Origin of the sequence: Flavobacterium noncentrifugens (assembly GCF_900100375.1) — a bacterium.
In the GTDB taxonomy this organism is placed as follows: Bacteria; Bacteroidota; Bacteroidia; order Flavobacteriales; family Flavobacteriaceae; genus Flavobacterium; species Flavobacterium noncentrifugens.
Map to the genome: position 1 here is coordinate 19,306 of NZ_FNEZ01000009.1, position 22,914 is coordinate 42,219.

Below are 22,914 nucleotides of genomic sequence, written 5' to 3' on the forward strand. Positions count from 1 at the left end.
TAAGTTACAAAAAAAGCCCTGCACGTGGCAAGGCTTTTACATAAGTTTGAATGTTTTTATTTCTTGACGAACTTTGCATTAGAAGTTCCTTGATCTGAATTGACCTTGATAAAATAATTTCCGGATTTTAAAGCCGAAACATCAATCGATCCAGAGCGGCTAAAATTGGTATTAATCAAAATTAACTGTCCTAAAGTATTGTAAATGCTTACAGAAGAAATTTTGACCTCTTTTTTAAGCTGTATATTTAAAACATCGTTTGCCGGATTTGGATACAACTTGAAGTAATCTGAAAATTTAAAATCGGTAATTGCTAACGCTGCAATGGTTGTCGTTGCCGTATTAGTCAGAATAGGGAAATTGTAATCGAAATAGATCTCGGCTTTATTGCTGAAAGAATCGCCCGAAGTGAGCGTTGGCTTAATCTTGATCTTGAATAATAAATAACCATCGTTGCTAGCATCGTCAAACGGTAAATTGATTTCGCGGAATAGGAATTCAAGTTTGCTGCCTGATATTTTTGTAGTAAAATTATGACTGCCATCAAGCGCTACTAAAGACGACAAGTCAAATTTATCGGTATCGATAACATCTGAAACAACGATGTTTTTGGCGAGAAATGTTCCAGTGTTTTCAAAACGGATCAGGTAATGTACATATTTGCCCGCCATTTCCGGTGCTATTTCTTTTCCTTCCAGACAGGTTTTGTCATTCGGATCCATAGAATTAACTGCAATTTGCTGCAATACAAAAGTGTTGTCGCCTGGCGTTTCGTCTGTGGACGGACTGTTAACCGTCGCATGAAAGGTTAAAACGTCATCAGTATTGACGGCAGGAATGTCCATTGGAGAATGTACATGCAACGCCAGCATGATTTCCCTGGTTTCAAAAGGTTGCAAATCGCTGAAATTCCAGGACAACGACCCTGTCGCAGGAGTTGGCGCTGGAACTGCAGCATCAAAATCCAAAACGGCATCATCAAACCTAAAAACGATTGCACCCGATTGTGCATGCGTTCCCTTGTTCTTATAAATGATTTTATAATCTGTACTGTAACCCGGAATCGCAGCTCCTAACGGAATCACTATAATTTCTAAATCGGGATGGTTTCCATTTCTTGTGACGCAAAAATCCTGTGAAAACGGACTTGCGGCTGATGGGAATCCTATAGTTGCAGTTGGCGGTGAAAAATTAAAATAGCCAGGGTTTTCCGGTGTAGGCTCCAGCGTATAAGTGCCCGACTGGATATCGATGCGATAAGCTCCTAAATGATCTGAGATCACACCGCCTGTTGCGGCATTGCCTGTTACACCAAGCCTTAAATTTGGGTAAATCAGATCTAAATCGTCGCAACCATTTTCGTCATCATCAAAATGGCTGTTTCCGCGAATCGTATAAAAAGTGCCTCCGGGAACAAATGAGCAATAGGAATTGACTACTGTCGAAGCCAGCCCATAACCTGATAAAATACTTTTGAGGTCATCGACCTGGTTTTCATCTGTGCAAACATATTGAATCGCCGGACTGCCGTCTACGCGAAACGTAGATTCGAGCGTACCGTTTTTTGCAAATATCGTGGTGAGCTGCGTGTTGTAGGCCACGTTAAAACTTGTCAGCATCGATTGGTTGCTGATGTCAACGGTTTGAATATTTGTACGAAAAAGATTCACCAACCTCAACATCGACTGGGCACTAAAATCAATACTTCTAATTGGATTTGATGCACAACTCAATTCTTTAAGGTTAGGCAAAGCACTCAGATCCAAAGAAGTCAGAAAAGCATTGTCAAGCTGCAATATTTCGAGTTCATGGCAATTCGACAAATTGAGTTCGGCTACATTTGTACTTACGATTTCCAAAGATTTTAAATGAGAAAGATTTTGTACATCGAGTGTGGGAATCGGGTTTATAGCGCAGGCCAATGTATCCAGGTTGATGAGTGTGCCCACTTCCAAATGGGTCAAAGCATTGTTGGTACACTTAAAAACTTTAAGGTTTGTATTTGCCGATACATCCAGGCTTGTAAAGCGGTTTGCCAGGCACGTTAGATTGATCAGTGCCGTATTAATGCTCAGGTTTATCTCTGTCAGGCGGTTTTGGGAGCACACGAAAGTAGTCAATCCCGGAAATGTGGCCACATTAAGAGCCGTGAGATTGTTGCGCAAAACATTGAGCGTCTTTAGATTAGTAAGCCCGTCAATATTTAACGATGCGAGTTGGTTGTAACTCAAATCCAAGTCTTCTAAGTTGGTTAACAAATTGATATTACTCAGATTGAGCCCGGTACTGTACGTCCATTTGAGTGATTTAAGGTTTGGAAACCATGAAAAATCAATTGCTGCAGTCGTATGATCACAGATTAGGGTTTGCAGGTTTGTTGTTCCGGTAAATGAGAATGTCGGGATGTTTATCCCAGTAATTGACAGTTGCTTCAGTGCAGGCATATTATTCAGATGCAATTGCTGGATGCTGACGCTGTACCCATAAGAAACCTTTAATTTTTCTAACGACTGCATACCAGAAAGATCGAGTGTCTGAATATTTTGAGTAGCCACCCACAACTCTTTAAGATTCTGAAAACTTTGAATGCCTTCGAGGGTTTGCATTGGCACCAACGGATTTCCAAACGCTCCAGATGTCCAGATAAATGCTACCGAAGCTGCTTCGTCCATTTCTATTTCGCCATTGTGATTGACATCAACTGTTATGTAATTGCCAGCTGCGTCCTTTGCGAGTTGGTACGGCGCGTCGGGCGAAGCATGGGTCATCTGGTATTTAAAATTCGGATCTGGAATATTGATGATCTGGGCATTCATGTACAAAGAAACCAAAGCAAGCACTAAAACATAAAGTTTTTTCATAAGTAACTGTTTTTGGTAAATATATGTAAAAACGAAGTAATTCTTAAAATTTTCTTAATGAAAAAGACCTTACATGTCTGCAAGGCTTAAAAAGTATCGATTTTTGTTATTTCTTGATGAATTTTGCATTTGAAGTGCCTTGATCCGAATTGATTTTAATAATGTAATTCCCGGTTTTTAAAGCCGAGACATCGATCGTTTTAGATTGCTGAAAGTTGGTGTTTACCAAAACCAATTGCCCTAAAGCATTGTAAATGCTCACAGATGAAATGACCGTTTGCTTTTTAGATTGGATGTTCAAAACATCGCCTGCAGGATTTGGAAACAAAGTAAAGTAATCATCAAATTTAAAATCGGAAACCGCTAAAGCTGCAATGGTTGTCGTTGCCGTATTGGTCACGATCGGGAAATTGTAATCGAAATAAATGCTGGCCGAGTTGCTGAAAGAATCATCTACAGTGAGTATTGGATTTGTTTTGATTTTAAACAACACATAACCGTCGTTGTTTGCATCGTCGAATGGCAGGTTGATGTTTTCGAAAATGAATTCGACTTTGTTTCCATTTGAAATTTTGGTGACAAACGGATGGCTTCCATCATTTGAAATTAGGGAATTGATATCAAATTTCTCGGTATCGATCAGGTCTTTCACTACGATATTTTGTGCATTTGCAGTTCCGGTATTTTCAAAGCGAATAAGATAATGCACATACTTTCCAGCCATATCAGGCGAAATTTTCGTGCCTTCCAGACAGGTCTTGTCATTTGGATCAAACGAATTTACCGCTGTCTGGCGAAATTGAAATGTATTGTCGAGTGGCGTTTCGTCGGCCATTGCCGATGCAATTGTTGCAGCATATTCTATAATTGTTCCTGCAGTAACCGGCATAGGGTCTGTTGGAGCATGAATCCTGATTTTGACAAGGATGCTTCGTGTTTCAAAAGGTTTCAAGTTGGCAAAATCCCATGAAATGCTTCCCGAACCCAATGTGCTTATTGCCGGATCAGCACTTACAAAATCGGTAATTTCATTTTGGTAATTCAGGACAATAGTGCCTGATTGCGTGTTTGTTCCTTTGTTTTTGTAAACAAGTTTGTACGTGGCAACAAACCCGGCCATTCCATTAGAAACCGGCACCAGCGTGATATCAAGATCTGGATGCTGTCCATTGGCTGTAATGCAGAAATCCTGCAGAACCGGGCTGCCCATTTCAGGAAAAAGCAATGAAACGTTTGTTGGCGATACATTAAAATAATCAGGCCTTTCTGCAACAGGATTTATCGTATAATTGCCTTCCTTAAGATGGTATTGGTACTCTCCCGAAGCATTTGCAATGAGCGTACTTGTTGTTGTGCCATTATTAAAGTTGATTTTCATGTGGTCGAACGGCAAATCAGCATCTGTACAGCCGTTATTGTCAAGATCATATTTGCTGTTTCCGCTGATTGTGTAGTATTTTCCGCCTGGAGTAAACGAACAATACGAATTGACTACACAGGAAGCATATCCATTTACGAGCGCTTGCGCTGCGACTGCATCTGCCTGGCCTTCATCCACACAAATGTAACGGAGCGTTGGCACGCTTTCAAAGTAAAACCGGTCTTCTATACTGCCGTTTTTCATCAACAAGGTTGTTATTTGGTTTCCGCTTATCCATACATCAGACAGGTCTTCAAAATTGCTTAGGTCCAATGTTCCGGTTAGCCGATTTACACCACAATCAATGGAATTCAGGCGATATAATCCACTGATATTCAAAGACGCCATTTGGTTGATGCTGCAAGTTAGGTTTCCCAACTGGTACAAATTCGTTACATCAAGTGCATTGATAGTATTGCCGCGGCATTGAAGCAAGCTCAGGTTAACAAAGCTATTGATTCCTTCCATCGAGATTATATGGGAATCATTTACATACATCGTTCCTACACGAATGGCTTCTGAAAGCTGGATTTCGCCATCTCCGTTGGTGTCGATTTTTCCATAACTCGTGCCCCCGATAATATGCGCAGTCAAATTATCCGAATTTGCAGCAACTAATTTTGCTTTCAGAGCAGCATCGGGAATGTACACAATATGATCTGTACAGGTGCCGGTACAGTTGCAATTTCCATCGATGGCAATCCCGTTTATCCTTGTATCATCGATGCTGGCCTGGATCACGGGAAAATCTGCGGGATCTGCACAAATGTGCTTCAGCATGTAATTATTATTCATTTCGAATGTCAGCAAATCCGCATTTGGATTGTTATTCTTCAGAAAAATGTCTGACAGGATCTGGTTGTTCGAACAATATAGGTTTTTCAGGTTAGGTAATACAGAAGCGTCAATGAGCCCGACTTTATTGTCCGCACAATTGATGGTTTCAACCTGGTCGAGCCCGGTGAAATTGATTGTTGAGAACAAATTGGAAGCACAGTTCAGGTTGTTCAATTGCGTATAAGGTGCAAAATTAAATGCTGTCATCTTGTTCGAATTAAAATCCAGCTCTTTTAATGATGTTGTTGCCCCAAGCGTAATCGTTGTTAAAATATTCCCACCCGCTTTCAATGAAGTAAGACCTGTTGCGTCGGGAAGGTTTATACGTTGAAGGAAAGGATTGCCGCTGCATTCGACTGTTAAAAGGTTTACCGCGCCTGGAAAAGAAAAAAGCCTTAAAATTCTGTTGTTCCTGCAGCGGATCGAAGTGAGCGACGTGAGCCCATCGGAATATAAATAGCTAAAATTGCTTGTTCCATTGATTTCAATCGTCTGTAGATTTGTTAAATTATTAATGTTGAGATCGTTTACAATATTGTTTTCAACCTTTAATGTTTTGAGCTGGCTCATCGTTCTTAAATCAATCGAATAGCAATTGCTGATATCGAACATTGTGAGGTTTTCTACTCCTGTAAAGTATTGCAGCCCTTCCATGTTATTGGGCCTGCCGCCGAGGTTCATTTCTGTAAGTGCTGCGGCCTCAGTATACTGGATTTCACCGTCAACGTTGGCATCCAAACCTGCATAATTTACCATATAATATTTGAAGACATCATCGGTAAAGCATATCGCCCCATCGACACACGGTTCCGGATCATAATTGCAATTTGTGTTGATCGCAATACCGGAAAGCCCATATTGTGTTGCCTTTTGCTGAAATAATGCGACATCCCAATCAAAGCAGCAAATGGATGACAGTGTCGTATTGTTGCTAAAATCCAGGTTTACAAATTCGGTTTCATTCGTTTTTGTCACAAACATTTTTAGCAGGTTGTTATTGGAACAATTCAAATCAGTAAGTGAGTTGAAGTTCCTCAGTGTTAATGTTTTCAACTGGTTGTTGCTGCAATCAAATTTTGCCAAATAGGACTGATCTTTAATGTTCAATGTAGTGAGTGCATTATTGGAACAATTCACTTCTGTTAGATATGGCGAAGTTAAGATCCTGAAAGTCTTTAGATTATTGTTTGACACATCAAGCTTTTCAATACTGGAATTGTACAAATACAGCGCTACCAATTGTGTATTGTTATTGATTTTAACATCTCTCAATAAGTTAAAGTCGCCCAAATCGATGCGTTTAATTGCAGTGTTTTTTATGCTGAGCACTTGCATTTGCGAAAAATAAAATAATAGATCATTGATTGAAGTGATCGGGCCATCCAAATATAAATTCCTTATCAGGTTTGATTCGTCATCTGTAATTTCATTATCGTTATTGAAATCTAGCGTCGCATCTGGGATACCGTCATCATTTGTATCTACGCACATGGAGTGCAGCAAGAGGTTTTTAAGCGCAAGATCGGTAAATGGAATGACCTGGGCATTTCCATAATGGCTAAGCAAACAGGCTAAAACAACAAAGTAGAATTTTCTCATTCTTAAATATTTAGAGCGTAAATATAGTGCAATAATCAAAATCTTAAGATTATGTTAATAAAAAAAGCCTTACATTTCTGCAAGGCTGTAAGAAGTTAAAAAAAATCATTATTTTTTGATAAATCTTGAGTTTGAAATGCCTTGCAACGTTTGTTGGTAAAATTGTTACTTCCAGGTCATTGTGAATTCCATTACGTATGATGCAAAAATTTTGCTCCAGAATATTTATTTCAGATGGAAAACTGATGTTGACAGATGCTGGAGAAACGCTATAAAAATTAGGATTTTCGACAATTGGGACAATCATATAATTCCCTTTAGAATCCGGAATCCGATAATTTCCTGATGCATCAGCTACTGCATAATCGGTAGTTTGATTTCCGCTGGAAATTCGAAATTTTAACGATTTAAAAGGTTCGTCTGTAATGTTGCAGCCGTTGCTGTCATAGTCGTAATGGTTGTTCCCGGAAAGTGTAAAATACGCGCCACCGGGATTAAAAGAACAATAGCTGTTGACTTCACAATTGCTATAGCCCAAGGAGTTCACTTTATTTTTATAACCAGTAAGATTTGATTCGTCACAGCAAATATATTTCAGGTTTGGATTGTAGCTTAATGAAAAAGTGCTGGGAATATAGCTTCCATTTTTCATAAAGAGGTACTCAAGGGAATTGTAAGCCAGGGAAGCCTGCTGCAGTTGCGATAAGTTGCTAAGGTCAAGATTGGTCAATTGATTGTGTTCGAGCATAAGCGCATCTATATTGGGCACAGCCGAAAAATCTATCGCAGTAAGTAAGTTTGTAGACAATGTTAGATCATTAAGTTCTGGGACTGGTGACAAGTCTATTGAAGTCAATAAATTGCTATCGGCATATAATTTTTTAAGTGTCGGAATTCCCGATAAATCGAGGGTTGTCAGCTGATTCAAACCGCAATTCAAAGAGACTAAAGGAACTCCACTGATTTGCAGCGATGTAATATTTGTGCTTCTGCAATTAATTGAAGTAATCCCCGGAAGGTTTTCTAAAACCACCGCACAGGGATTTCCTGCATTCAAAGACCATTAGCCGGTTGCAAAGTTGAGTGAAGTCAGCCTTGGAAGATCGTGAATGTAAAAAACACTGAAATTATTTGCTTCGCAATATAAAGTTTCAAGTTCGTTCATTCCTTACAAATTTAGCGAACTAAGCCTGTAGTTATTTCCGCATGTAAGTTTCTTTAAATGTGGCAGCATCGTAACATCAAGTTCTCGAAGGTTAGTGAAATATTCAATTCAGGCCAATTCGCCGTGTGTAGGCATAGCTAACATTAGAAAACCTTTGAGCTTCCCTTCTGGAAATGGAATGGTTTGCGCGTGGATTGTAATAAAGACAAACAAAGCAAAAAGAGAAAGTAATGTTTTTTTCATATTGATTTATAATGAATATGTGAATCAAAATATCTGGTAATTAAGGAATTAACGGCTCAAATACAGTCAAAATATAGATTCTTAAAATTTTATTAATAAAAAAAGCCCTACATTTCTGTAAGGCTTCCTTTTATAAAGAACGAAAAATTATTTTTTCTCGTTTTTCTCCATTTTGGCTTTCAAACCGGCAAGAATATCATTGTTGTCTCCTAAAGTTGCAGCCGGTGCATTTGTAGTCGATGACGATGAATTGTTGTCGTTGTTATTGTTTCTCACATTTTTCTCTTCTTCTTCACGGAAGATTGCAGTGTGTGAAGCAACTACTCTTTTGAATTCTTTGTTGAATTCGATTACTTTGAATTCAGCTGATTCGCCTTTTTTCAATTTCTTTCCGTCTTCTTTTTCAAGGTGACGTGTTGGAATGAAAGCAACGATATCATCTCCGAATTCTACAGTAGCGCCTTTGTCAACGATTTCAGAAATCTCTCCTGTGTGAACTGTTCCTACAGCGAAAGAATCTTCATACTGATCCCAAGGATTAGCAGTCGTTTGTTTGTGGCCTAAAGACAATTTGCGTCCGTCAACATCCAATTCCAATACGACAACGTCAAGTTTTTCACCAACGTTTACGAATTCAGACGGGTGTTTGATTTTCTTAGTCCAAGACAAGTCAGAGATGTAGATCAAACCGTCGATTCCTTCTTCCAATTCTACGAAAATTCCGAAGTTTGTGAAGTTGCGAACGATACCTGAATGTTTAGAACCTACAGGATATTTAGACGTGATGTCTGTCCATGGATCTTGTGACAATTGTTTAATGCCTAATGACATTTTACGGTCTTCACGGTCTAAAGTAAGGATTACTGCTTCAACAGTATCGCCAACTTTTACGAAATCCTGAGCCGAACGCAAGTGCGTAGACCAAGACATTTCAGAAACGTGGATCAAACCTTCAACACCTTCAGCCACTTCGATAAATGCACCGTAATCAGCGATTACCACTACTTTACCTTTCACTTTGTCACCCACTTTCAAGTCAGCGTTCAAAGCATCCCATGGGTGCGCGTTCAATTGTTTTAAACCAAGTTGGATTCTTGTTTTCTCATCATCGAAATCAAGGATTACCACATTCAATTTCTGGTCTAATTCCAATACTTCGCTTGGGTGGTTGATTCTTGACCAAGAAAGGTCGGTAATGTGAATCAATCCGTCAACACCTCCAAGGTCAATAAATACTCCGTAAGAAGTGATGTTTTTCACAACACCTTCTAACACTTGTCCTTTTTGCAATTGTCCGATGATCTCTTTTTTCTGTACTTCAATATCCGCTTCGATAAGCGCTTTGTGAGAAACAACAACGTTTTTAAATTCGTGGTTAATTTTCACAACTTTGAATTCCATCATTTTGTTTACGTAAACATCGTAGTCACGGATCGGTTTCACATCGATTTGTGAACCTGGCAAGAACGCTTCAATTCCGAAAACGTCAACGATCATACCGCCTTTAGTTCTGCATTTCACAAAACCATTAACGATTTCACCTGTTTCGTTAGCAGAAATAACGCGATCCCATGATTTGATCGTACGTGCTTTTCTGTGAGACAATACCAATTGACCTGTTTTGTCCTCGCGAACGTCAATTAATACTTCTACTTTGTCCCCTACTTTCAAAGCTGGGTTGTAACGGAATTCGTTTAGAGAAATAACACCTTCAGACTTCGCGTTGATGTCAACGATCACGTCTCTTTCAGTAATTCTTACAACAGTTCCTTCTACAACTTCTTCCTGGTCAGTAGCGATGAAGGTTTTTGAAACCAATTCTTCGAATTCTTTCAGGTTGCTTTCGTCAACTGCATCAATTCCTTCTTGGAAATTGTGCCAGTTGAAATTGTTCAAAAACTCTTCTTGTGATTTTAATAATTCAGACATATGTTCTGATAAAAATTTGTATTCTGCTTCAATTGAATTTCTTTCGCGGATACGAAACAGAAGTTGTTTGCGTTTAAATAATCAATGCCTAATGGAAATACTTCTCCGCCAAAAGGTGCGCAAAAGTAATACATATTTTTCGCATATTAAAACTTTTACCGATGTTATCGGGTAAGTTATAGACATTTAACACCAGATTCATATTTTTTCTATATATTTCAGCCCTCAAATCTAAATACCACCTGATTGACAGCCTTTTTTAAAATAGAAAGTTTGCACCCCGCCGACCGCAATGTTTTTTTGAAACGTGCGAAGTTGCTGTTCCTGCTTTTCTATGCCGCTTTTGCACAGGCCCAGTTTTCACTTTCGGTTACAAAAACAGATGAAACCTGTTCTGCAAACGGCACTTTGACCATGGCAACGCAAAATGCAAATCCGGGCGCGGCAATTACCTATACTGTTTATAGAGAACCGGGCGCCAACCCGATTGCGGTTTTAAGCGTCGGATTTCTCGATCACCTTGCCGGCGGAACTTACCGGATTTTGGCCACGCAAAGCAACAACAGCACATCGGCTACACAAACCATTACCATAGACAAACGCATCACACCACTGGCATATACCATTTCAGGTACAAATATTACCTGTGGGAATCTCGGCACCATGACCGTTGATGTATTTTCGGGAACCGGGGCTTTTTATGAAGTCATTTCGGGACCGGTGACTATTCCAAGGCAAACCTCTCCCACTTTTACCGGATTGCCTGCCGGGGTTTATCAGGTTCGGGTTACCGATATTTGCGGGCAGGGCTGGGTAATGACTTACACTTTATTTACGGTAGCTCCGCTGATACAAATTACGCCTGCATCTTTTCCTGTAGAAGAATTGCCTACCTGCAGTTCGATCATCGTTTCAAATACCTTGTACCCAAAAGCAAGCACGGCGCTGACATACCCATTACACCTGTTGTATGAAATTTTTCCCATTGGCGGCGGAAGCCCGGTAGCCATTAACCGGATCCTTACAAGCGGCGATCCGGCGCAAAATGACGTGCAAACGGAAATTCCTTTTGCCTACGACCAGATCTATTCTTACAGACTGACTGTTACCGACAATTGTACGAACTTTTTTTTCAGGAACAGCGTTGTCAACCAAAAGATCAAGATTACCCTGACCGGGACAACTGCTGCTTGCGGAAATTACTTTTTAACGGCTGCGGCGTCAAACTATAAAGGCCCATATCAGTTGAATTTCCTGAATGCGCCTATTGGCTTTACCGCACCAGCTGCCACTACAAACTATACAACGCCAACAGTGGCTTTTGGCGACAACACCCATCCGGTTCCCTTTGGGAATTATACCATTGAAATTAAAGATGCATGCGGCCATACCGAAACAGCATCAGTTGTATTGATTCCGCCAAACCGGGCGCCTGCTGTGGCGCTGGTTCGTTATCCAGGATGCATGTCCAATAAAAGCAAGGCAACAATTACTGCAGATGGCCGCATTGTTTCTGCATGGCTGTCTGTTTCACCCACTTATTCATTGGCAACACCGCTAAACATTTCATCATTCATTAATGCAAATGGCATATTGGTAATGCCTTCGCTTCCTGAAGGGCGCTATAAACTTACCATAACAGACGAATGCGGGAAAACTTTTCCTGTCGTTTTTGATGTCCCTGGATTGGAAACAAAAGTAGACATTTACCAAACCGCGACTTGCGAAATCGGAAAAGGCTCCTTGCGGATCAAAGGGCAGTCAACGCCCTTGCTTTCAGTGAAGCTTACCGCAGCCCCGGCGGCATATACTGGCGCAGCGATCAATGACGATATGTCCCGTTTCATCAATACCACTGACCCAACCATATTCTCACTCAACAACCTGCCTCCGGGAAATTACCGCTTCGACGTGGTTAACAGCTGCAACGTTCTTCACCAAAAATCCATTACGGTAGACGGATACAATGTCACGGCCAACACCTACAACATTGTGCAATACTGCGGTTCATTCGACCTGACTTTTTTAAATACCGACAACTTGACCAGCAAAAGTTATTTCCTGCAAAAGTTCAATCCCTCAACAAATACCTGGGGACATCCGGAGACAAATGTTGCATACCCGGAAGGAACCGTACCTACAGCCCTGAATTCCTATATTTTAACAAGCACTACCCCAAACATTGGCTATAATGGTAATTTCAGAATCATCAAATATTTTACAAGTTATGAAAGTGGCGATATAGGACTGTTGCATACCTGTATTGAAACCATACAGACATTTACCTTTAACGGCGCGCTCGAAATCCAGGGCGTTGATAAAACAACCTGTAATGGCTTATTTTCAGATGTAACGGTCAGCGCCGTTGGCATTGCACCGCTTACTTACGAAATTGTCTTAAAAAACGGCTTGCCTTTCTCTGTTCCAAACGGAACCAATCCGTTGTTCACAAACCTTGATGCCGGCGTATACCGATTTAAAGTCAACGACGGCTGCGGCAGTTTTTCTACCAGGGATGTAGATGTAGGCTTGTTGCCTTCTATACTAAGTACGATACATATGCCCGGAAACATCGTGCGTTGTGAAAATCCCGACAATACAAGCAAAGCCGATTTTAACCTCATCAGCCAGAATCCGGACATTCTCGGCCTGTTGAATCCGTTGGTTTACAACATTACCTACCACAATTCACCAGGCGATGCCACAACCGATATCAATCCGCTACCTGATAATTTCACATCGGAAAGCACCACCATTTATGCCCGTGTGGAATACAACAACCGCAGCGATTGTTATGGCATCGTTGCATTCGACCTGATCGTAAACGAAATGACAGAATTGCAGATGTCACAAACGTTTTACATCTGTCCGAATGATTCCGTAACGCTTCATGCTGATAAAGGTTATGCGCATTATCTATGGTCGACAGGCGCTATAGATGTTACTGAAATCACGATCTCAAGTTCGGGATTGTATACGCTTCTTGTCACAGAAATCCAAAATGGCGTGAGCTGCAATACGCTTTTTAATATTGATGTGATCCTTTCGGAAATTGCAACGGTAAAAAGTGTCGAGATCAGCGATTGGACTGACGATCAGAATTGGATTACAGTGGCAATTGATCAGCCGGATACAGGAAATTACAGTTACTCGCTTGATAATATAAATTTCCAATCCAGCAATGTTTTTACCGGACTAAAACCGGGAAATTACCGTGTTTACATTAAAGACCTTAATGGTTGCCCGAGTGAAACATTTGAAGTATCCATACTAAATTACCCAAGGTTTTTCACGCCGAATAACGACGGTTACAACGACTTATGGAAGATTGAAAACATTGAAGCAGAACCGCAGCTCGAAGCCTCGCTTTTTGACCGCTACGGAAAACTGCTCAAGGTTTTGCACGCCAATGATGCCGGCTGGGACGGCAAGCTCAACGGCCATGACCTTCCTTCTGATGATTATTGGTTTGTTGTTACCCGCGAAAACGGCAAGATCTTCAAAGGGCATTTTGCGATGAAGCGATAATAAAAAAGCCATCATGTAACTGATGGCTTTTTTATTGAATTGTTGCAATTAATGTGAAATCGCCTCCACCTCTTTCGGATCGTGCTTGTGCTTGAACAACACCGCAAATGCAATCGCGATCACCAAGGCATAAGCCGCAAATGCCAGCCAGATGTTGTGCCAGTCCCGGACATTATCTCCGTGCGTAAAATATTTATCGATAACGATCCCGCTGATCCGTCCGCCAAAATAAGCGCCAAATCCGTTAGACATCATCATGAACAATCCCTGTGCGCTGGAGCGAATTTTTGAATCGGTCGTCGTTTCAACAAACAAGGATCCGGAAATATTAAAGAAATCGAAGGCCATTCCGTAAACGACACAAGATAAAATGATCATCCAAAGTCCGTCTGCCGGATTTCCGTAAGCAAACAACCCAAAACGCAGCACCCAGGCCAGCATACTGATCAGCATGACTTGCTTAATTCCAAAGCGCTTCAGGAAAAACGGAATCGCAAGAATGAACAAGGTTTCAGATATCTGTGAAATCGACATGATGATCGTTGAATATTTCACTACGAATGAATTCGCATATTCCGGCGCTTTCGCAAACTCTGATAAGTATGTATCGCCATACATGTTCGTCAATTGCAATGCGCCGCCAAGGAACATCGAAAAGATAAAGAACAACGCCATTTTATATTGCCCGAACAACTTAAAAGCATCCAGACCCAATTTCTTAAACAAAGACGCATCTTCTGCAATGAGTTTTTGCGGCGGGCATTTCGGTAAGGTAAAAGAATAAACGCCGAGTACGAATGCCGCAAAAGCAGCAATGTAAAACATATTCGCCGAAGCTTTATTCCCGGATAAATTCGTGATCCACATCGCCACGATAAATCCGATCGTTCCCCAAACGCGAATTGGTGGAAACACTTTTACCACATCAAAATCACGACTCTTCAAAATGCTGTAAGCTACCGAATTTGATAAAGAGATTGTCGGCATATAACAGATCATCGCCGCAAAAATGACATAATAAAAAGTCTGCGGATCAGAAACCTGCGGCAGATACACCAAGGCGATTCCGCCAAGGATATGAAGGATTCCGTATAATTTTTCAGCGTTTAAAAACTTGTCTGCAATAATTCCGGTGAGTGCCGGCATAAAGATCGAAGAAAGTCCGAGCGTCCCGAAGATCGCGCCAAATTCGGCACCGCTCCATTGCTTGGTCCCAAACCAGTAATTTCCAACGGTAATCAGCCACGCGCCCCAAACGAAAAACTGCAGGAAGCTCATTAAAATCAATCTGAATTTTATGCTCATAATATTTGTTTTGGTGTTTGAAAAATAACAGCCCGTAAAACTAATATTAAATATGAGATAAACAAAAAATTACAACGTTTTAGCAATGTTGCTTACCAATGTTAAAACCTGTTCAAATTGTTGCTCACGCGTAAGTTGTGAATTGTCGATTTCAATTGCGTTTTCTGCTTTTCGCAAAGGCGAATCGTCTCGGTGCGTATCAATATAATCGCGTTCTTCAACGTTGTGTAGCACTGCTTCATAAGGCACATCCTGACCTTTTTGCTGCAATTCGTCAAAACGCCTTTGGGCACGTGTATGCGCGCTTGCAGTCATGAATATTTTGAGTTCGGCATAGGGAAAAACAACCGTCCCAATGTCGCGTCCATCCATGACAATGCCTTTGTCTTTTCCCATTTGCTGTTGCTGTTCGACCAATTTGGCACGAACTTCAGATACCTCAGCGATTTTGCTTACGAAACCCGAAACTTGGATCGTCCTGATTTCCGATTCGACATTCACATCATTTAAGAACATTTCACCAAAGCCAAGAGCGGCATTAAATTCGAAATGCAGTTTGATAAATGGCAAACTGTTGATCAGACTTTGCTTGTCTAATGATTCGGCATTGATGTAACCGTTTTGCATCGCGAAAAAAGTCACTGCACGGTACATCGCGCCGGTATCAACATAAACATAACCGAGCTTGGCAGCGATCTGCTTTGCTAAAGTGCTTTTTCCTGTGGATGAAAATCCGTCAATGGCAATCGTAATTTTTTTCAAAATGCAAGTATTTAGTATTCGTCGGCGAAATTGATGGTCAGCCCAAAAAGGCTTGTGTTTCCCGCCACAGTATATCTGGAGTATGAATAATCAAATTTGAGCCAGCCCATTTTGATTCCGATCCCCGCTGAAATTCCGCTGAAATTCCGCTGGTCTACAATCCGCAATTCTTCACCTCTTCTGAAATTGTAACCCAATCGGATATTGATGCTTTTCTTCGGAAACAATTCGGCCCCCACAATTACGTGGCGCAACGCATTGTTAAAAAAAGACACTTTTTCAGGTGTCGATCCGCCGTCGATATTATTTTCTGCCCGTGCCGGATTGGCAAAAGCCACTTTCCATTGCTGCAGGTTTTCTAGAGTCAAATGCCACCGAATCGGTACATTTTCGACTTCCTGTGAAATTCCCGCCATGATCTCAAGCGGCAAAGGCTCAGGATTTCCGGCATAAGTCGTAAATTGTGTTCCTATATTCCGGACGACGATCGCATAATTGATGTCGTTGTCCTCATCAATGTACAATCCGCCTAAATCGACAGCGCCTCCAAAAGAATGATAGCTTTCAAGGCTCGAAGAGATTAGTTTTCCGCTCGCGCCGATATGGAAACCGGTATATGGAATGTTGTAGGCATATCCGAAAGACAAGGCGATTTCACTTCCGGTAAAGCTCGCTGTTTCTTCTCCATTTTCGTCGTAACCGTCAAATTGCCCATAGTTCACGTAATTGACGCCAGCCTGAAAAGTCTGCACATGCCGGTCATAAGTATACGCATAGGAAGCCGTTCCGTAAGTCACTTCTCCGAAATAACTGCCATAATTGATCGCAAGATGGTTGTCCATTTCAGGATTGATCGTCGCCGGATTAAAATTCGCCTGGTTCACGTCGTAATCAAAAATCGTAATCGTTTTGCCTCCCAAAGCAGCTTGCCTTGGCGAAGTCACCAGGTTCAGAAATTGGTAAACAGACTTTCCTCCTATCTGACTGTACGCGGCAGCGCCAAATAAAAAAATAAAAAAGCAGAGGAATTTATGGGTCATGTGTGGGCGATTTCTGAAAACTATAACGCGTTTGCGAAGATATTATTTTTAATAAAAAAAACGGCTAATAAATTTAGCCGTTTTCAATTAAAGTGTTTTTGCGTTTTTGACCTTTTCGTCGGTAATCGCAAACTTGAGCACCTGGCTCATTTCCCTGACATAATGAAAGGTCATGCCTTCAATATATTCGGCTTTGATTTCGTCAACATCCTGCTTGTTTTCCGCACACATGATGATTTCGGTGATGTTGGCGCGTTTGGCTGCGAGGATCTTTTCCTTTATTCCGCCCACAGGCAGTACTTTTCCGCGAAGGGTGATTTCCCCAGTCATCGCGATATTTTTCTTTACGCGTTTCTGGGTCAATAAAGATACCAATGATGTTAGCATTGCGATTCCAGCACTTGGTCCGTCTTTTGGCGTGGCACCTTCCGGAATGTGGATGTGAATGTTGTATTTGGAAATCATTTCAGGATCAATTCCCAATAATGAGGCATTTGCTTTGATGTATTCGAGCGCAATCGTTGCCGATTCTTTCATCACAGTTCCGAGATTTCCGGTCATTGTCATCGAGCCTTTTCCTTTAGAAATCAAGGATTCGATGAACAAAATATCGCCTCCAACAGATGTCCATGCCAAACCTGTTACCACTCCGGCCACTTCATTGCTTTCAGATTTATCGCGCTCCATTCTTGGGACACCCAATATTTTTACGATATCGGCATCTGTCAATTTTTTGTTGTATTCTTCTTCCATCGCTACAGATTTTGCAGCATTTCTGATGACTTGTGCGATTTTAGCTTCGAGGCCGCGTACTCCGGATTCCCTGGTATAACCTTCAACGATTTTTTCGAATTGTTTCTTTCCGATGGTTAAATCTTTAGAAGTCAGTCCATGTTCTTTCAATTGTTTCGGGAATAAATGCTGGCGTGCGATCTCTACTTTTTCTTCGATCGTATAACCCGACATTTTGATGATTTCCATCCTATCACGCAAAGCCGGTTGAATGGCTGCTAAATTATTGGATGTTGCGATGAACATCACTTTCGACAAATCGTAACCCATTTCAAGGAAATTGTCATAAAAAGCGCTGTTTTGCTCGGGATCCAAAACTTCGAGCAATGCGGATGACGGATCGCCCTGGTTGCTGACAGACAGTTTATCAATTTCATCCAAAACAAAAACCGGATTGGATGTTCCTGCTTTTTTAAGGCTTTGGATGATTCTTCCCGGCATCGCACCGATGTATGTTTTTCTGTGTCCGCGGATTTCCGCTTCATCGCGCAATCCGCCAAGGGAAATGCGCACATATTCACGGCCTAACGCTTCGGCGACTGATCTTCCAATCGAAGTTTTACCTACTCCTGGAGGCCCAGTTAAACAGATAATCGGGGATTTCATATCATTGCGTAATTTCAAGACCGCGAGGTGTTCGATCATTCTTTTCTTCACATCTTCGAGTCCGAAATGGTCTTTATCGAGAATTTTCTGCGCTCGTTTCAAATCGAAATTGTCTTTTGAAAATTCATTCCACGGCAATTCAAGGAAAAGTTCGAGGTAATTTCTCTGAATCCCGAAATCAGGTGCCTGCGGGTTCATGCGCTGCATTTTTGAAAGCTCTTTTTCGAAATGCTTCGCGGCAACATCATCCCATTTTTTGGATTTTCCTTTGACCCGCATTTCTTCAATTTCCTGATCCTGGGAAACGCCGCCCAGTTCTTCCTGGATGGTTTTCATTTGCTGGTGCAGAAAATATTCGCGTTGCTGCTGATCTAGATCAAAACGCACTTTGGACTGAATGTCATTCTTCAACTCGAGTTTCTGAAACTCCACATTCATAAAACGCAGCGTCTCCAAAGCCCTTTCTTTGAGCGCATTAATAGCCAACAAATCCTGTTTTTCTTTCACCGTAAGATTCATGTTTGAAGACACGAAATTGATCAGGAAAGACTGGCTTTCAATATTTTTAATGGCAAAGGTCGCTTCGGTTGGAATGTTCGGGCTTTCTTTAATGATCTGGATCGCAAGCTCTTTTATCGAATCGAGAATCGCCAGAAATTCAGTATCGTGTTTGCCAGGGCGTTTCTCTTGTACTTCTTTGATACTGGCCCTCAAATACGGAACTTCTTCAATTACAGAATCAATTTCAAAACGTTTTTTACCTTGAAGGATTACGGTAATGTTCCCGTCAGGCATTTTTAATACGCGCAAGATCCGGGCAACAGTTCCTATTCTGTGAATGTCGTTTTTCGTCGGATCTTCATCTTCCTCATTTTGCTGCGCCACAACACCGATGATTTTATCTCCGGCATTCGCATCGTTAATGAGTTTGATTGATTTGTCCCTTCCGGCGGAAATCGGGATGACCACTCCGGGAAACAACACGGTATTTCTAAGTGGCAGTATCGGTAATGAAGCGGGCAATTCTTCATTGTTCATTTCTTCTTCGTCCTCGGGCGTTAAAAGCGGAATTAATTCTGCTTCCGAATCGAATTCTTGTAGTGACAAATTGTCAATAGTTAGGATTTTTAGATTTGGCATATCTGAAATATGGTCAAAATGACATTTAAGTTTGTAATTGGATGAACAAATATAACACATGTAAGCTTTCGATTGCTTTAAAATCGATATATGGCGCGTTTTTCATGCGATGGTTTTAGGAGACAACATTTATGCCATAAAAAAATCCGCCGAAGCGGATTTAAATATTTTATAGTTTGTAAGTATCAATCAAAATAAGGATCATCGAGACCGTAATTGAATGTCCCATTAGTTACCCTGGCCGTTCCGATCACGTCACCATCATCATTAATTTTTTCGTAAGTAAACTCAAAAGTTCCTTTTATTCTTTTGGTCGTTCTGTTGAATTCGGTAACCGTCAATGAACCATCGGTAATTCTTGCATCAATATCCGGAACGGAAAAAACGACGAATCGTACCCAGCAAAGCGGATCTTCAAAACCTGTTTCCCAATGCAATGGATACGTTCCCGGTGTCCACATAGTATCAGGAATATACAAGTTGATTTCACGGGAATTGTTTGTATTGACCGTCGTCGTGTTGTCTGTTCCCTGAAGCTTGATAAAACGCGGCACACCTGGATCGGCACCATCATTTTCTACATTGATATCATTGCCCAGTACCTGATAAAAGAATGGCCTTAAAACATTGTATTGCACCCCATCGATGTTTGCAGTCATTAATGCAGGCGTGGTATCTATTGTTCCGGGATTCGTTGTCCCTACAGGATCAACATGAACCGGCCCGGCCCAGGTGCTTGAAGAAGTTGCAGAGCACACTGTCCTTACATAAAAATCATATCCGTTGGCAGCCAGCAATCCTGTGATTTGTTTAGTAGGCGTTGCTGAAGGCACAATCGTTCCTGCTCCTAACGCAAATCCGGCAGCGCCATATTGCACTTCCCAATTGGAACTTGCCGTAGAAGCCCAGGTCACATTTACGACTGTATTGTTTGTGGCACCCCGTATAGCAGTAACATTTGAAGGAATATCGCACGTGTTGATGATGACATTTCCTACGGCAACCGGCCCAACCCACTCGCTGAATTCTGTGGCACTGCAAACCGTACGGATGTAAAAATCATATTCTTTGGTGGAATCAAGTCCGGTAATGCTAGTTGGATTGGTGGTAGCAGTTACTGCTGTTCCTGATCCGATTGCAAAATTTTTGATCCCATATTGGATTTGCCAGGTTTCCCCATCGCCATCCCAGCTCACGTTTACTTTATTGCCTCCTATAAAATCACTCACGGCCAATAAAGCCGGCGATGCACAGGCTTCGGTTTCAGGGTTTTCAAGACTTATCGCAGGGTCAATTGGTTCATTGTCACATCCGATAAAATTAAATCCCAGCGCAACGATTATTATAAAGATAAAAAACTTAGACTTACTCATTGTGGTTAAGGTATATAGATTGGTTGAATTTTTTTGAACGTCCCAAATATAATTAATTCATAACTTCCTATCCGTTCGAACGAAAAAAAAATCACATTATTTTTAATAAAACTGTAACACACCATAAAAAGTACCGTCATTTGTTTTAAATCATAACCAACTGTTTGAGTTTAGCTAAACAAAATATCGAGGAATTAATTTCGCTTTGCCGGCAAAAAAACCAGAAAGCACAATTTGAGATTTACAACCGCTATTGCAAAGCGATGTATAATGTGGCCTATCGAATTGTGAAAGATGCTCATTTTGCCGAAGATGTGATGCAGGAAGGCTTTTTGAAAGCGTTCACTAAAATCGATGATTACCGTCAGGAAGTCGCGTTTGGCGCATGGTTAAAGCGAATTATCATCAATTATAGCATCGATTTCTACAAAAAACAAAGTCATTTCAAAACTGATGACTTTGAAAAGATCATGTATAAAGTGGAAGATGACGCAAACCACAACGAACCAGGCGTTGATTTCAACCATCTAAAAGTCAATCAGGTTCTTCAAACGATCGAAAGCCTCAAAGACAATTACCGGATGGTGCTTACACTACATTATATCGAAGGTTATGACCAGGAAGAAATTACAGAAATCCTGAATATCAGCTATGCCAATTGCCGTACGACGATCAGCAGGGCGAAAGAAAGTTTAAGAAAAAAATTAGAGGAAACATGTTAAAGGAAAATGACAAAATGGATGACTTTTTTGTAAAGTTCGAAAACCAATGGGATATTCACGAACCCGATGAGAACCATTACGACCGGTTTTTAGCGAAGCAATCCCGTAAAAAATCAAAACAAAACCGCTGGTATTCGCTATCGATTGCCGCTTCAATATTGATCATCGTGGGTTTTTTTACTTTTTTTAATTACAATCACAATCAATCAAAAAACAGCAGCCTGGAGTTTGCTTCAAGACAAACCCGCGAAACCGATTCGATCTTTACGGTGATGATCAAAATCGAACTTGAAAAAGTGAAAGAGAAAAAATCGCCACAGAATGAACAAATCGTCGCCGATGCGTTAATCCAAATGAAAGCGCTTGACGCCGATTATGAAAAAATTAAACTCGAATTAATCAAAAACGGGGAAAGCAGGCAAATTATTTATGCCATGATCCGCAACTTAAAAACCCGGATTTCATTCCTTGAAAACGTGCTCAAGCACATCGAGGACAATGAAAAAATAAACAATACCACACATGAAAGCACTACTTAAATCACTCATTATTATATTGATGATTCCTGCATTGGCCCAGGCTCATGAAATAGAAATCGGAAAATTCACGAAGCAAAAAAGCATTAAAAAAGCCTATATCGTAAATCCCGACGCCGGAATTGACATCCAGAATTCCTACGGAAATGTTTACGTGACCACCTGGAATGAAGACAAAATTGAACTCGACATCCAGATCAAAGTCAGCGGTGACCGCGAAGAATGGGTCAATAAAAAAATCGATGACATTGATGTGGAAATTGAAGCTTTGAAAAGCATGGTCACTGCAAAAACGGTAATTTCCAATTCATCAGGAAATACAAATGGCAAAAACAACAGTTTCGAAATCAATTACACGATCAAAATCCCAAAAAACGGAAGCGTAAAAATCAACAATAAATATGGCGATGTCCTTTCGGCTGATTTGTTTGCCAATGTGAACATCAAATGCAAATACGGGAAAGTCACAATGGGAAAACTTAGCGGAAACAGCAACATCATAGACATTGAATATTGCAATAAATCAAGTGTCGATTATGTGAAAAACGGCAGTGTAAGCGCCGATTATTCCGGGCTTTCGATCAACGATTTCGGCAACATCAATCTCAAAGCCGATTACACAGACATCAATTTCACCAACGGAAACAACCTGAAATACGATTGTAGCTACGGAAAACTCAACTACGGAAAAATTTCGAATCTCGAAGGCATCGGCGATTATCTGACAATCAAAGTCGGCGAAATCCTGAATAACTTGCAAGTCAACACCAAATACAGCAAGCTGACTGTGGATGAAATGGGTGCGAAAGCCGGAAACATCAATGTCAATTCGGGTTACACTTCTGTCGGTATCGGATACAGCCCGGCTTATTCATTTGATTTTGACATCAGCCTTAAATTCGGCAATTTTAAAAATGACGGCGATATCGAACTGACTTCCAAACAGGAAACCAATTTCAGCAAAAGCTACCAGGGTTATTACAAAAAACAAGGCACCAATAAAGTTTCAATCACATCAAATTACGGCAATGTCAGCCTGACCAAAAATCCATAATC

At 41.0% G+C, this 22,914-nt stretch carries 14 protein-coding genes; 4 read left to right on the plus strand and 10 right to left on the minus strand.

Features of this window, described 5'->3' with window-relative positions:
- Positions 1-56: 56 nt before the first annotated feature.
- From BLS32_RS17650 to rpsA, 5 genes are all read right to left on the minus strand, one after another.
- Positions 57-2,861 (minus strand): T9SS type A sorting domain-containing protein, encoded by a 2,805-nt coding sequence (locus tag BLS32_RS17650; RefSeq protein ID WP_091399237.1) that lies wholly within the window; start codon positions 2,859-2,861, stop codon positions 57-59.
- Positions 2,862-2,967: 106 nt separating this feature from the next.
- A complete protein-coding gene (locus BLS32_RS18735) occupies positions 2,968-6,717 on the minus strand; it encodes a DUF7619 domain-containing protein (RefSeq protein WP_245699507.1) in 3,750 nt (1,249 codons plus the stop codon).
- 49 nt (positions 6,718-6,766) lie between these two features.
- Entirely contained in the window at positions 6,767-7,645 is an 879-nt protein-coding gene (locus BLS32_RS17660; RefSeq protein ID WP_139171808.1) for a hypothetical protein, read from the minus strand.
- A gap of 345 nt (positions 7,646-7,990) precedes the next feature.
- On the minus strand, positions 7,991-8,125 hold the full coding sequence (locus tag BLS32_RS18780; RefSeq protein ID WP_255314675.1) for a hypothetical protein: 135 nt from the start codon (positions 8,123-8,125) through the stop codon (positions 7,991-7,993).
- Between the two features lie 147 nt (positions 8,126-8,272).
- Complete coding sequence (gene rpsA, locus BLS32_RS17665; RefSeq protein WP_091399242.1) at positions 8,273-10,054, minus strand: 30S ribosomal protein S1; 1,782 nt, start codon at positions 10,052-10,054, stop codon at positions 8,273-8,275.
- 273 nt (positions 10,055-10,327) lie between these two features.
- Between rpsA and BLS32_RS17670 the strand changes: the two genes are divergently transcribed.
- Complete coding sequence (locus tag BLS32_RS17670) at positions 10,328-13,582, plus strand: T9SS type B sorting domain-containing protein (protein WP_139171809.1); 3,255 nt, start codon at positions 10,328-10,330, stop codon at positions 13,580-13,582.
- Positions 13,583-13,630: 48 nt separating this feature from the next.
- On the opposite strand, the gene BLS32_RS17675 is transcribed toward BLS32_RS17670, so the two are convergent.
- From BLS32_RS17675 to BLS32_RS17695, 5 genes are all read right to left on the minus strand, one after another.
- Positions 13,631-14,887 (minus strand): nucleoside permease, encoded by a 1,257-nt coding sequence (locus BLS32_RS17675; RefSeq protein WP_091399248.1) that lies wholly within the window; start codon positions 14,885-14,887, stop codon positions 13,631-13,633.
- A 69-nt stretch (positions 14,888-14,956) separates the two neighbouring features.
- Complete coding sequence (gene cmk / locus BLS32_RS17680) at positions 14,957-15,649, minus strand: (d)CMP kinase (protein ID WP_091399250.1); 693 nt, start codon at positions 15,647-15,649, stop codon at positions 14,957-14,959.
- 11 nt (positions 15,650-15,660) lie between these two features.
- Positions 15,661-16,689 carry a type IX secretion system protein PorQ gene (porQ, locus tag BLS32_RS17685; protein WP_091399253.1) on the minus strand — a complete coding sequence of 343 codons (1,029 nt, stop codon included), beginning with the start codon at positions 16,687-16,689 and terminating at the stop codon, positions 15,661-15,663.
- 87 nt (positions 16,690-16,776) lie between these two features.
- A complete protein-coding gene (gene lon, locus BLS32_RS17690) occupies positions 16,777-19,227 on the minus strand; it encodes an endopeptidase La (RefSeq protein ID WP_091399255.1) in 2,451 nt (816 codons plus the stop codon).
- Between the two features lie 185 nt (positions 19,228-19,412).
- Positions 19,413-20,600, minus strand: coding sequence for a fibronectin type III domain-containing protein (locus BLS32_RS17695; RefSeq protein ID WP_091399257.1), 1,188 nt, complete (start codon positions 20,598-20,600; stop codon positions 19,413-19,415).
- Between the two features lie 164 nt (positions 20,601-20,764).
- Here BLS32_RS17695 and BLS32_RS17700 point away from each other — a divergent pair, with 164 nt between their 5' ends.
- The 3 genes from BLS32_RS17700 to BLS32_RS17710 are packed head-to-tail and all read left to right on the plus strand — an operon-like array spanning position 20,765 to position 22,912.
- Positions 20,765-21,322, plus strand: a complete 558-nt coding sequence (locus tag BLS32_RS17700; protein ID WP_091399261.1) for an RNA polymerase sigma factor — start codon at positions 20,765-20,767, stop codon at positions 21,320-21,322.
- Positions 21,316-21,861, plus strand: a complete 546-nt coding sequence (locus BLS32_RS17705) for an anti-sigma factor (RefSeq protein WP_091399264.1) — start codon at positions 21,316-21,318, stop codon at positions 21,859-21,861. Before BLS32_RS17700 ends, BLS32_RS17705 begins: the two co-directional genes overlap by 7 nt.
- Entirely contained in the window at positions 21,845-22,912 is a 1,068-nt protein-coding gene (locus tag BLS32_RS17710; protein WP_245699508.1) for a DUF4097 domain-containing protein, read from the plus strand. Before BLS32_RS17705 ends, BLS32_RS17710 begins: the two co-directional genes overlap by 17 nt.
- The last annotated feature ends 2 nt before the right edge of the window (positions 22,913-22,914 follow it).